Annotated in this window: 10 protein-coding genes and 1 pseudogene; 7 read left to right on the plus strand and 4 right to left on the minus strand. The window is 74.5% G+C overall.

Annotated features, from left to right (window positions below; translation table 11 throughout):
• Window positions 1–186: pseudogene (locus KIK08_RS40620) on the minus strand (alpha/beta hydrolase); the annotation flags it as partial.
• Between the two features lie 206 nt (window positions 187–392).
• Between KIK08_RS40620 and KIK08_RS33000 the strand changes: the two are divergent.
• The 4 genes from KIK08_RS33000 to KIK08_RS33015 all read left to right on the plus strand — a co-directional run bounded on the left by KIK08_RS33000 (window position 393) and on the right by KIK08_RS33015 (window position 4517).
• The gene (locus KIK08_RS33000) at window positions 393–773 is read left to right on the plus strand and encodes an OB-fold nucleic acid binding domain-containing protein (RefSeq protein WP_214407238.1); all 381 of its coding nucleotides are present in this window, start codon (window positions 393–395) and stop codon (window positions 771–773) included.
• Between the two features lie 52 nt (window positions 774–825).
• On the plus strand, window positions 826–1467 hold the full coding sequence (locus tag KIK08_RS33005) for a DUF3159 domain-containing protein (RefSeq protein ID WP_308258043.1): 642 nt from the start codon (window positions 826–828) through the stop codon (window positions 1465–1467).
• Window positions 1468–1596: 129 nt separating this feature from the next.
• A complete protein-coding gene (locus tag KIK08_RS33010; protein ID WP_214407239.1) occupies window positions 1597–2415 on the plus strand; it encodes an SAM-dependent methyltransferase in 819 nt (272 codons plus the stop codon).
• On the plus strand, window positions 2412–4517 hold the full coding sequence (locus tag KIK08_RS33015; protein WP_214407240.1) for a putative bifunctional diguanylate cyclase/phosphodiesterase: 2106 nt from the start codon (window positions 2412–2414) through the stop codon (window positions 4515–4517). Before KIK08_RS33010 ends, KIK08_RS33015 begins: the two co-directional genes overlap by 4 nt.
• 13 nt (window positions 4518–4530) lie before the next feature.
• Here the strand turns inward: KIK08_RS33015 and KIK08_RS33020 are convergent, their stop codons facing one another.
• Window positions 4531–5187 carry a potassium channel family protein gene (locus KIK08_RS33020; RefSeq protein WP_214407241.1) on the minus strand — a complete coding sequence of 219 codons (657 nt, stop codon included), beginning with the start codon at window positions 5185–5187 and terminating at the stop codon, window positions 4531–4533.
• A 1-nt stretch (window position 5188) separates the two neighbouring features.
• Window positions 5189–5851: a potassium channel family protein gene (locus KIK08_RS33025; RefSeq protein ID WP_214407242.1), complete on the minus strand. Its 663-nt coding sequence runs from the start codon at window positions 5849–5851 to the stop codon at window positions 5189–5191.
• A 79-nt stretch (window positions 5852–5930) separates the two neighbouring features.
• Between KIK08_RS33025 and KIK08_RS33030 the strand changes: the two genes are divergently transcribed.
• Together KIK08_RS33030 and KIK08_RS33035 are read left to right on the plus strand one after the other, a co-directional pair.
• Window positions 5931–7979 (plus strand): APC family permease, encoded by a 2049-nt coding sequence (locus KIK08_RS33030; protein ID WP_214407243.1) that lies wholly within the window; start codon window positions 5931–5933, stop codon window positions 7977–7979.
• The gene (locus tag KIK08_RS33035; RefSeq protein ID WP_214407244.1) at window positions 7976–9187 is read left to right on the plus strand and encodes a class I SAM-dependent RNA methyltransferase; all 1212 of its coding nucleotides are present in this window, start codon (window positions 7976–7978) and stop codon (window positions 9185–9187) included. The genes KIK08_RS33030 and KIK08_RS33035 overlap by 4 nt, the downstream gene beginning before the upstream one ends.
• A gap of 77 nt (window positions 9188–9264) precedes the next feature.
• Here KIK08_RS33035 and KIK08_RS33040 read toward each other — a convergent pair whose 3' ends face one another.
• Entirely contained in the window at window positions 9265–9825 is a 561-nt protein-coding gene (locus KIK08_RS33040) for a CGNR zinc finger domain-containing protein (protein ID WP_250558320.1), read from the minus strand.
• 165 nt (window positions 9826–9990) lie between these two features.
• Here KIK08_RS33040 and KIK08_RS33045 point away from each other — a divergent pair.
• Window positions 9991–12331: Tex family protein (locus KIK08_RS33045; protein ID WP_214407245.1), on the plus strand; the 2341-nt coding region annotated here is incomplete at its 3' end.

Raw genomic sequence — 12331 nt, forward strand, 5'->3', positions numbered from 1 at the left:
CGCGCCCAGCGACACGCCGCCGACCAGGACCAGCGGCGGGTCGGGCCGGGCCAGCGCGGCGCCGGCGGTGGCGTCCAGGGCGGCGCCGTAGGCCGCCACCGGGTCCACCCCGATCACCGGTGCGACGGCGTGCAGGCGGATGCCCAGCGCCCGCAGCGGCCCGGCGAACGCGCGTCGGACGAACACCTCGTCGGACCCCGAGCCGGGCAGCACGAACGCCGAGGCGGGGCGCCCGGTGGCGGGTCTGCGCCGTGGAGTCGAACCGGGGGCCGCCGACGGTCCCGCGGGGAGCGAGGATGGTTTCAAGCGGGTTACGCTGGTGAGGATAGCCGGGGTCCAGGGGCCCGCAGGGCCCGGCGGACCGGAGCGGCATCCGGGGAGCTGGGGGAGACATGGGCGGCACCGACGCCGGGGCGTTCCGCAGGATGCTGCGCAAGCTGACCACCGACGTCGAGGTGCTCGACGCCGACGACCTCACCGAGGACGCCACCCGGTCCGGGGCGCAGCGCGCGGCCGAGTGCGCCTGCGGCCAGGAGGTCACCGTGATGGGCAGACTACGCAGCGTGGACTTCTGCCCGCAGGACGCGGCGGCGTCGCTGGAGGCCGAGCTGTTCGACGGCACCGAGGGCGTCACGCTGATCTGGCTCGGCCGCCGCCGCATCCCCGGCATCGAGCCGGGTCGCACCATGCGGGTGCGCGGCCGGCTGGCCGTGCGCGACGGCCGCAAGGTGCTCTACAACCCCTACTACGAGATCTGCCAGGCCCAGACGTGATGTGCGGGCCGGTGCCCCGCACCGGCCCGCAGCAGGACCACCCAGGAGCAGCGTGACCCAGCCGCCCACCGAGCCCGAGCGCGACCGTCCCGAGCGCGAGTTCCCGACGATCATGGAGCAGATGGGCGGCGTGCCCGGCATCGTGGCGTCGAGCGCGCCGGTGCTGGTCTTCATCATCGTCAACGTCGTCACCTCGCTGCAGCCCGCGCTGATCGCCGCGCTGGCCGCGGGCGTGGCCGTCGCGGCCTGGCGCCTCGTGCGCAGGCAGAAGCTGATGCCGGCGCTGTCGGGCCTGCTCGGCGTGGGCGTCGCGGCCTTCATCGCCTACCGCACCGGCGAGGCCCGCGGCTTCTACCTGCCCGGGCTGCTCACCTCCGCGGCCTTCGGGCTGGCGTTCCTGGTGTCGGTGCTGGTGCGCCGCCCGCTGGCCGGGGTGATCTGGCACGGCATCAACGGCCACGGCCAGGCCTGGCGGCGCGACCGCCGGCTGGTGCGCGCCTACACCTGGGCCAGCCTGCTGTGGGTCGTGGTCTTCGCCTCCCGGGTGGTCGTGCAGGGCTGGCTGTACGACGCCGACGAGGAGACGTGGCTCGGCATCGCCCGGCTGGCGATGGGCCTGCCGCTGTTCGGGTTGGCGCTGCTCGGCACCGTGCTGGCGGTGCGGCGCGCGCACCGTAGTCCGCTCGGAGCGTAGGCCTGCGACGCGCGCGGGAACTGGCTGCTCCCCGTGGGTGAGCACGTGCTCGCGGGGGGTCGGCGCCGGTAGGGTCCGGCTCGGCGCGCCCGGACCAGGCCCGTCGACTCGCGGCCTCGGGGGAGCTACGTGGATCGACCGAACTGGGTGCCACCCGATGTCGACGTCACCCGTCCGAGCGTCGCCCGGCTGTACGACTACCACCTGGGCGGCTCGCACAACTTCGAGTCCGACCGCGCGTTCGGTGACCGGACGCTGCGGACCATGCCCGACCTGCCGGAGCTCCTGCGCGACAACCGCGACTTCCTGCGCCGCGTGGTGCGCGAGCTGTGCGCGCTGGGCGTCGACCAGTTCCTCGACCTCGGCTCGGGTATCCCGACGGTCGGCAACGTGCACGAGGTCGCCCGGGCCAGCACGCCCGGCGCGCGGGTCGTCTGCGTCGACCACGACGCCGTGGCCGTGGCCCACGGCCGCGCCCTGCTGGCCGACGACCCGCAGACCGCGGCCGTCCTCGCCGACGTCCGGGAGCCCGACGTCGTGCTGGCCGCGGTCCGCCGCACCTGTCTGATCGACTTCAGCCGCCCGGTCGGTGTGCTGATGATCGCGCTGCTGCACTTCGCGCACGACGAGGACCGCCCGCGCGAGCTCGTCGCCGACTACATGGGCGGGCTGCCCGTGGGCAGCTACCCGGCGATCGGCCACGGCCGGGCCGACGGCAGCCGGGGGATCCGCAACGCCGCCGCGGTTTACGAGGGCGACCGCTCGCCCAACCCGATGCGGCTGCGCTCGGCCGCCGAGGTCGTCGACCTGTTCGGCTCGCTCACCCTGCTCGACCCGGGCGTGGTGCTGCTGCCGCGCCGGCACCCCGACGCGGTCGACGACCGCCGGGCCGGTTCGGCGGTGGCCGACGACTACCCGGGCTTCGGCGGGCTGGGCCGGCGGGATTGACCGGGCCGCACCCGCCGAGCGCCGACCAGCTGGCCGGGCGCTGGCGCGCGGCCGTCGCCGGTACCAGCCGGGTGTCGGTGAGCCAGCCCGCGCTGCACGACGTGCTGCGCGAGCTGGCCGCCGACGTGATCGACGCGCTCGCCGGCGGGGACGTCGACCCGGAGCGCCTGCGCCGGGTCGGTGCCCGGTTGGTCCAGGCCCACCTCACCGAGACCGACGCGCTGCAGCGGACGCTGGAGCTGCTGGGCGACGAACTGGCCGGGCCGCGGACCGCACCGGCCATGGCCGCGCTCGCCGCGGGCTACGCGCAGGCCCTGCGCACCCGCACCCGCGACGAGCAGCAGCGGATCATGACCGCGACCCTGGCGGCGCGGGTCGCCGCCGAGGCCCGCTTCGCGGCGGTCTTCGACGCGGCGGCCATCGGCATCACCGTGTGCCACGTCGACGGCGAGATCCTGGAGGTCAACCGCGCGCTGTGCGACATGCTCGGCTACGCGGCGTCCGACCTGGTCTCGCGGCAGTTCTGGGAGTTCACCCACCCCGACGACCGGCCCGGGCTGTGGGACCGCACCAAGGACCTGCTCACCGGCACCGTCGACCACCTGCGCCTGGAGAAGCCCTACTTCCGCCGCGACGGCAGCACCGTGCTGACCGACCTGGTGCTGTCGCTGGTCAGCGACCCGGAGGGCCGCTCGCGCTACGTCGTGGCGATGATCCACGACATCACCGAGCAGCGCCGCATGCAGGACCGCCTCGCCCACCAGGCCACCCACGACCCGCTGACCGGCCTGCCCAACCGGACCATGTTCTTCGACCGCCTGCACGACGCCCTCCCGCGCGCCGGCGACGGGGGCGCCGTCGGTGTCTGCTACCTCGACCTGGACGACTTCAAGGGCGTCAACGACACCCTCGGCCACGACGTCGGCGACGAGTTGCTGCGCGCGGTGGCGCAGCGGCTCGACGCCGAGCTGGGCCGCCACGGGCACGTCGTGGCCCGGATGGGCGGCGACGAATTCGTCATCCTGGTGGAGGAGCGCTCCCCCGACACGGGTGCGCTGGAGGCGGTCGCGGCGACCGCGCTGGCCGTCGTGCGCCGACCGGTGCGCGTGGGCGACCGGCAGGTGCGCGTCTCGGCGAGCCTGGGCGTCGTGCGCCACGAGGGCGGCGCCACCACCGCCGCCGAGCTGATGAAGGCCGCCGACACCACCATGTACTGGGCCAAGACCGACGGCCGCGACCGGTACGCCCTGTTCGACGCCGACCGCCACCGCGGCGACGTGCACCGCTTCGCGCTGTCGGCGCGGATGCCGCAGGCGCTGGAGAGCGGCGAGTTCGTGGTCGAGTACCAACCGCTGGTGCGGCTGCGCGACCGGCGCATGATCGGCGTCGAGGCGCTGGTGCGCTGGGAGCTGCCCGACGGCCGCCGCCTCGGGCCCGACGAGTTCGTGCCGGTCGCGGAGCAGAACGGGCTCATCGTGCCGCTCGGGCTGGCCGTGCTGACCGAGGCGTGCCGGGCCGCGGCGGGGTGGGCGGCCGAGGAGCCGGAGCAGCCGCTGCTGATGAGCGTCAACCTGGCCGCCCGCCAGGTGCGCGAGCCGGGCATCGTCGACGCCGTCGCCGCGGTGCTGGCCGACACCGGATGGCGGCCCGAGCTGCTGCAGCTCGAACTGACCGAGAGCGACCTCATGGGCTCGGCGGGCGAGACGCTGGGCGCGCTGCGGTCGTTGGCCGCGATGGGCGTGCGGATCGCCATCGACGACTTCGGGACCGGGTACTCCAACCTGGCCTACCTGCGCCACCTGCCGGTGCACACCCTGAAGCTGGCCGGCCCCTTCGTGACCGGCGCCCACCTGCCCGACGGGCTGCTGGCCTCCCCGCCCGGCAGCGACGACGTCGACGGCCAGGTGCTGGCGGCCGTCGTCGAGCTGGCCCGGGTGCTGGGGCTGTCGGTGACCGCGGAGTCGGTGGAGACGGCCGGGCAGCTGGAGCGGCTGCGCGCGCTGGGCTGCGACACCGGGCAGGGCTGGTACTTCGCCCGCTCGGTGCCCGCCGCCGAGGTGCCCGCCCTGCTGCGGGCCCCACCCTGGGCGACGTCCGGCTGACGACCGGCGGGCGTCAGTAGCCGAGTGCCCCGCGCACCTGCTCCTCGACGTCCGCCGTGGCCACGAACAGCAGCTCGTCGCCCGGCTCCAGCCCGTCGTCGGCCTGGGGCGCGATCACCCGCCCGCCGCGCAGGATCGCCACCAGCGCGGAGTCGCGCGGCAGCTTCAACGAGCGCACCGCCTTGCCGGCCAGCGGGGTGTCGCCGGGGAGGGTGACCTCGACGAGGTTGGCCTCGCCCTGGCGGAACGTCATCAACCGGACGAGGTCGCCGACGGCGACGGCCTCCTCGACGAGTGCGGCGAGCAGGCGCGGGGTGGAGACCGCCACGTCGATGCCCCAGTTCGAGTCGAACAGCCACTCGTTGCGGGGGTCGTTGACCCGGGCGACGACGCGGCGGACCGCGAACTCGGTCTTGGCCAGCAGCGACACCACGAGGTTGACCTTGTCGTCGCCGGTGGCGGCGATGACGACGTCGCAGCGCTCGATGCCGGTCTCCTCGAGGGAGGCCAGCTCGCAGGCGTCCGCGTGGACCCACTCGGCGTCCTCGACCGCCTCGGGCTCGATCTGGTTGAGGTCGCGCTCGATGAGCATGACCTTGTGCTTGTTCTCCACCAGCTCCAGCGCGATGGAGCGGCCGACCGCGCCGGCCCCGGCGATGGCGACGCGCATGTCAGGCCTCCTGCGGCGGGGTGGCCGCTGCCGTGGTGACGTCGCTGACGGTCCCGGAGACGGCGGCGACGTAGACCGTGTCCTCGGCCTGCACGGCGGTGTCGGACTTGGGCAGCACCCCGGTGCCGAACCGGACGATGAACGCGACCCGGCAGCCGGTGGCCCGCTCCAGGTCGCGGATGGGGCGGCCGACCCACTCCTCGTGCATCGGCAGCGGCAGGATCGCCACTGTCCCGGTGGGTTCGCGCCAGGCGGAGGCGACGCCGTCGGGCAGCAGCATCCGCATGAGCCGGTCGGTGCTCCACGGAACGGTGGCCACGGTGGGGATGCCGAGCCGCTCGTAGACGGCGGCGCGCTTGGCGTCGTAGATGCGGGCGACGACCCGGTCGATGCCGAACGTCTCGCGCGCGACCCGCGCGGAGATGATGTTCGAGTTGTCGCCGCTGGACACCGCGGCGAAGGCGTCCGCGCGCTCGACGCCCGCCTCGATCAGCACCTCGCGGTGGAAGCCCTGGCCGATGACCTGGCGGCCGCGGAAGTCGGGGCTGAGCCTGCGGAAGGCCTGCGGGTCCTTGTCGATCACGGCGACCTCGTGGCCGAGGCGCTCCAGACCGGCGGAAAGGGACGAACCGACCCGTCCGCAGCCCATGATCACGACATACACCGCTGACCTCCGCCGTTCCGTGCCCGGTACCGGCGAACGCTAGCGCGTGGAGCACGTGGGTACCGCATAGGCTGCCGCGGTGTCCAAGCTCGGCGTCGCGGTCAAGCGCGTCATCGTCGGGCGGCCGCAGCGCAGCGACCGTCTCTCCCACAACCTCCTGCCCAAGCGGATCGCCCTGCCGGTGTTCGCCTCCGACGCCATGTCGTCGGTGGCCTACGCCCCGGAGGAGATCTTCCTGACGCTGTCGATCGCGGGCCTCAGCGCGTACGCGTTCTCCCCGTGGGTCGGGGCCGCGGTCGTGGTCGTGCTGCTGACGGTGGTGACCAGCTACCGCCAGAACGTGCGCGCCTACCCGTCGGGCGGTGGCGACTACGAGGTCGCCACGGTCAACCTCGGGCAGCGGGCCGGCCTGACCGTGGCCAGCGCGCTGCTGGTCGACTACACGCTCACCGTGGCGGTGTCGATCTCGGCGGCGGCCGCCAACGTCGGCGCGCTGATCCCGTACGTCGGCGAGCACAAGGTGCAGTTCGCGGTGCTGGCCATCGTCGTGCTGACCGCGGTCAACCTGCGCGGCGTCCGCGAGTCCGGGGTGGCGTTCGCCATCCCCACCTACGCGTTCATGGTCGGCATCGGGACGCTGATCCTGTGGGGGCTGACCCGGATCCTCGTGCTCGGCGAGGTGGTCCGGGCGCCCAGCGCCGACCTGCAGATCATCGCCGAGGGCGACGCGCTGACCGGCCTGGCGCTGGCGATGCTGGTGCTGCGCTCGTTCACCCAGGGCTGCGCCGCGCTGACCGGCGTCGAGGCGATCAGCAACGGCGTGCCGGCGTTCCGCAAGCCCAAGTCGCGCAACGCGGCCACCACGCTGCTGCTGCTCGGCGGGGTGTCGGTGGTCATGTTCTCCGGGCTGATCGCGCTGGCCGCGCTGACCGGCGCGAAGATCGTCGAGTCGCCGGCGAGGCAGATCGTCGGCGCCCCCGGCTACGTGCAGGAGACGCTGGTCGCCCAGCTGGCCGCGGCCGTGTTCGACGACGTCCCGGCGGGCTTCTACTTCGTCGTGGTGGTCACCGCGCTGATCCTGGTGCTGGCCGCGAACACCGCCTACAACGGCTTCCCGGTGCTGGGCTCGATCCTGTCCCAGGACCGCTACCTGCCCCGCCAGCTGCACACCCGCGGCGACCGGTTGGCCTTCTCCAACGGCATCGTCGTGCTGGCCGCGATCGCGGTCGTGCTGGTGGTCGGCTTCCAGGCCGAGGTCACCCGGCTGATCGCGCTGTACACGGTCGGCGTGTTCACCTCGTTCACCCTCAGCCAGCTCGGCATGCTGCGGCACTGGCAGCGCCACCTCGCCGGCGAGACCGACCCCGACGCCCGGCGCCGGATGCGGCGCTCGCAGGCCATCAACGGCTTCGGCGCGGGGATGACCGGGGTCGTGCTGGTCATCGTGCTGATCACCAAGTTCACCCGGGGCGCGTGGATCGCGATCGCCGCGATGGCCGTCTTCTACGTGATGATGCAGGCCATCCGCAGGCACTACGACCGGGTCTCCGCGGAGCTCGCGGCCGGCGAGAACGACGGCGTGCTGCCCTCGCGCAACCACGCGATCGTGCTGGTCTCCACGCTGCACAAGCCCACCATGCGGGCGCTGGCCTACGCCCGCGCCACCCGACCCGACGTCCTGGAGGCGGTCACCGTCAACGTCGACGACGCGGACACCAAGAAGCTCATGCGCGACTGGCAGCGGCGCAAGCTGCCGGTGGCGCTGAAGGTCGTCGAGTCGCCCTACCGCGAGATCACCAAGCCGGTGCTCGACTACGTCAAGCGCGTGCGCAGCGACAACCCGCGCGACGTGGTCACCGTGTTCATCCCGGAGTACGTCGTGGGGCACTGGTGGGAGCAGATCCTGCACAACCAGAGCGCGCTGCGGCTCAAGGGCAGGCTGCTGTTCCAGCCGGGGGTGATGGTCACCAGCGTGCCGTGGCAGCTGGCCTCCTCCGAGCGGCTGAAGGTGCGCAGGCCGGAGACGCCGCCCGGGTCGTCGCGCCGCGGCTACGACGCGCCGGCCGGCCAGGGGCAGGCGGGCGGCACCGACGCCGCGTCGCTCGCCGACCCGGTGGCACGCCGGTGAGCGGGCAGCGCGGCGGCTCCGCGACGCAGCGCGAACGGCTCGACTGGACCGACCGCGTCCTGGACCTCGAGGTCGGGCCGATCGCGCACGGCGGGCACTGCGTCGCCCGCCACGAGGGCCGGGTGGTGTTCGTCCGGCACGCCCTGCCGGGGGAGCTGGTACGCGCGGTCGTCGACGAGGACGGCGGCGGCTCCTACTGCCGCGCGGACGCGGTGGCCGTGCTGCGGGCCTCGCCCGACCGCGTCGAGGCGCCGTGCGACTGGGCGCGGGCCGGCGGGTGCGGCGGCTGCGACCTGCAGCACGCAGATCCGGCGGCGCAGCGCGCGCTCAAGGCCGAGGTGCTGGCCGAGCAGCTGCGCAGGCTGGCCGGGATCGAGCGGCGGGTCGTGGTCGAGGAGCTGCCCGGGGGTCCGCTGGGCTGGCGGCACCGGGTGCGGCTCGCGGTCGACGGGCTCGGCGTGCCGGGCCTGCGCGCCCACCGCAGCCACGACGTGCTGCCCATCGCCGACTGCCCCATCGCCCCGCCGGGGGCGCTGGCGCCGGTGCTGGCCGGGCGGTTCGCGCCGGGCTCGGAGGTCGAGGTCGCCCGCGACGCCGACGGCGCGGTGCACGTCGGGACCGGACCGGATGCCGGCCCGCTGGTGCAGCGGGCGGCCGGGCGGGAGTGGGCGCTGACGCCGGGCACGTTCTGGCAGGTGCACCCCGCGCTGCCGGACGCGCTGGCCGGGGTCGTGGAGCAGTGGGCGCGGGCCCCGCGCGGCGGCACGGCCTGGGACCTCTACGGCGGGGTCGGGTTGTTCGCCGCCGTGCTGGCCGGCCAGGTCGGGCGCGACGGGCGGGTCGTCGTGGTGGAGTCGTCGCGGCAGGCCGTCTCCGACGGGCGGGCGGCGTTGGCCGACCTGCCGCAGGTGCGGTGGCGGGCCGGGCGCGTCGAGCACCTGCTCGCCGGTCTCACCGACCTCGCCGGTCCCCCGGACGTCGTTGTGGCCGACCCGCCGCGGCGCGGGCTGGGCCGCGAGCTGGTCGCCGCGCTGTGCGCGCACCGGCCCGAGCGGGTCGTGCACGTGGCCTGCGACCCGGCCGCGCTGGCCCGCGACGTCGCCCTGTTCGACGCGGGCGGCTACCGGCTCGCCGAGCTGCGCGCGTTCGACGCCTTCCCGATGACCCACCACTTCGAGTGCGTGGCCCTCCTGGAGCGGCTCACCTGAGCGCCGGATCGCGGGACGAGAGCGGCTGTCGTCCAACCTGATCGGACGAGAGCCGCTGTCGTCCGGTGTCGGCGCGATCAGTCGGCGCGGCGGGCGCGGTGGCCGCGGACCTTGGCCAGGTTGCCGCAGCGCTCCATCGAGCACCAGCGCCGCCGCCCCGGCCGGGAGGCGTCGACGAACAGCAGCCCGCAGTCCTCGGCGGCGCACACCCGGATGCGGGCGGCCAGCCGGCCGCCGAACAGGTCGACGGCGTCGCGGGCCAGGGTGGCCAGCGCGGCGGCCGCGGTGGGGTCGACCAGGCGGGTGCCGCCCTCCCAGTGCAGGGAGCGGACCAGCGGCGGGTCGGCGGCGAAGGCGTTGAGGATGTCGACGTCGGCCGGTAGCGGTCGGGTGCCGACGGCGAACCCGTACGCCATGCGCATGACGGCCGAGCGCAGCCTGCGCATGGCGGCCAGGTCGTGCTGGTCGGCGGGGATCGGCGGGGCGCCCAGCAGGATCCCGAGGAAGCGCCCGAGGTCGGCCGGCGTGTGCACGACCTCCGCGCGGTCCAGCTCGACCGCGCCGCCGGTGTGCACGAGGTTCAGCGACGCTCGCCCGGACCGGAACCGGCGGCGCAGTTCCATCGGCAGCGCAGGCATGTAACCACTATAGCCGGTTACGGCGCGTCTTCCCGCAGGTGGGAGCGCTGACAGCAGCATCCGTCATGCGGTCCTCCCGCGCCAGGGTCGTTCGGCCCGGCGCGGCCGTCCCGGCGGGGGCCACCCTGGCGGCGCGCGGCCGCGCCCGACCGGGACCATGTAGGGGTGACGACCAGCACGCCGCCCAGCACGAGCCCGCCGCACACGATCCAGCAGCGCATCGCCGACGAGCTCGGCGCCCGACCGAACCAGGTGGCCGCCGCCGTCGACCTGCTCGACGGCGGGGCGACCGTGCCGTTCATCGCCCGGTACCGCAAGGAGGCGACCGGCGGCCTCGACGACGCCCAGCTGCGCACCCTGGAGGAGCGGCTGCGGTACCTGCGCGAGCTGGAGGAGCGGCGCACCGCGGTGCTGGAGGAGATCCGCAAGCAGGGCAAGCTGGACGACGCCCTGCTGACGCGGATCATGGCCGCGGAGTCCAAGGCCCGCCTGGAGGACATCTACCTGCCCTACAAGCCCAAGCGGCGGACCAAGGCGATGGCCGCGCGGGAGGCCGGCCTGGAGCCGCTGGCCGACGCGCTGCTGGCCGACCCCACCCAGGACCCGCAGGAGGCCGCGGCGGCCTTCGTCACCGGGGACGAGCCGGGGCAGGTCGCCGACGTCGCGGCGGCCCTGGAGGGCGCGCGGGCGATCCTGGTGGAGCGGTTCGCCGAGGACGCCGACCTGATCGGCGGCCTGCGCGAGCGGATGTGGACCCGCGGGCGGCTGGTCACCAAGGTCCGCGAGGGCAAGGAGACCGAGGGCGCCAAGTTCACCGACTACTTCGACTTCGCCGAGGCCTTCACCACGCTGCCCAGCCACCGCATCCTGGCGGCCTTCCGCGGCGAGAAGGAGGAGATCCTCGACATCGCGCTGGAGCCGGAGGCCGAGGCGGCGGTCCCGGGGGAGCCCACCGACTACGAGCGGATCATCGCGGCCGCCGTCGGGGTGGCCGACCAGGGCCGCCCCGCCGACAAGTGGCTGGCCGACACCGTGCGCTGGGCCTGGCGCACCCGCATCCTGCTGCACCTGGGCATCGACATCCGGGTCCGGCTGCGCACGGTCGCCGAGGAGGGCGCCATCGGCATCTTCGCGATGAACCTGCGCGACCTGCTGCTGGCCGCCCCCGCCGGCAACCGCGCCACCATGGGCCTGGACCCGGGCCTGCGCACCGGCGTGAAGGTCGCCGTCGTCGACGCCACCGGCAAGGTCGTGGCCACCGACCAGATCTACCCGCACGAGCCCCGCCGCGCCTGGGACGCCTCGCTGGCGACGCTGACCAGGCTCTGCGCCGAGCACGGCGTCGAGCTGATCGCCATCGGCAACGGCACGGCCTCCCGGGAGACCGAGAAGCTGGCCCGCGAGCTGGCCGCGCGCAACCCCGGCCTCAAGCTGGTCCCGGTGGTGGTCAGCGAGGCGGGCGCGTCGGTGTACTCGGCCTCGGCCTACGCCTCCGCCGAGCTGCCCGACATGGACGTCTCGCTGCGCGGGGCCGTGTCGATCGCCCGCCGGCTGCAGGACCCGCTCGCCGAGCTGGTCAAGATCGACCCCAAGTCCATCGGCGTCGGGCAGTACCAGCACGACCTGTCGGAGTCGGCGCTGTCGCGCTCGCTGGACGCCGTCGTCGAGGACTGCGTGAACGCCGTCGGCGTTGACGTGAACACGGCCTCGGCGCCGCTGCTGCGCCGGGTCTCGGGCATCACCGAGTCGCTGGCCGGCCAGATCGTGGCCCACCGCGACGCCAACGGGCCGTTCCGCACCCGCAAGGCGCTGGCCGACGTGCCGCGGCTGGGCCCGAAGGCCTTCGAGCAGTGCGCGGGCTTCCTGCGCATCCGCGGCGGCGACGACCCGCTGGACGTCTCCGGCGTGCACCCCGAGTCCTACCCGGTGGTGCACCGCATCCTGGAGGCGGCCAGGGCCGACATCGCCGAGCTGATCGGCAACGCCACCAAGCTCAAGTCGCTCAAGCCGGCGCGCTTCGTCGACGAGTCGTTCGGGCTCCCGACGGTGACCGACATCCTCGCCGAGCTGGAGAAGCCCGGGCGCGACCCGCGCCCCGCCTTCCGCACCGCGGTCTTCGCCGAGGGCGTGCACAAGATCTCCGACCTGCGCCCGGGCATGGTGCTGGAGGGCCAGGTCACCAACGTGGCCGCGTTCGGCGCGTTCGTCGACGTGGGCGTGCACCAGGACGGGCTCGTGCACGTGTCGGCGATGTCGACGAAGTTCGTCTCCGACCCGCGCGAGGTCGTCAAGTCCGGCGACGTCGTGAAGGTGAAGGTGCTCGACGTCGACGAGGCCCGCAAGCGCATCTCGCTGACCCTGCGCCTGGACGACGAGGTCGGCGCGGGCGGCGGCGGCGCCGGTCGGTCCCGCGACGGCGGTCGGCCGGACGAGCGGCGCGGCCGGGACGGCGCTCGCGACAGCAGCCGTGAGGGTGGCGACCGGCGCGGCGGGCCGAAGGGCGGTG

It is taken from the genome of Pseudonocardia lacus, from assembly GCF_018531445.1.
GTDB classification, from domain to species: domain Bacteria; phylum Actinomycetota; class Actinomycetes; order Mycobacteriales; family Pseudonocardiaceae; genus Pseudonocardia; species Pseudonocardia lacus.

Coding starts and splice junctions, on each gene's coding strand:
- KIK08_RS33020 (WP_214407241.1), bottom strand. CDS start 5,187: ATGCGCGTCGCCATCGCCGGGGCCGGCGCGGTCGGCCGCTCCATCGCG.
- KIK08_RS33000 (WP_214407238.1), top strand. CDS start 393: ATGGGCGGCACCGACGCCGGGGCGTTCCGCAGGATGCTGCGCAAGCTG.
- KIK08_RS33040 (WP_250558320.1), bottom strand. CDS start 9,825: ATGCCTGCGCTGCCGATGGAACTGCGCCGCCGGTTCCGGTCCGGGCGA.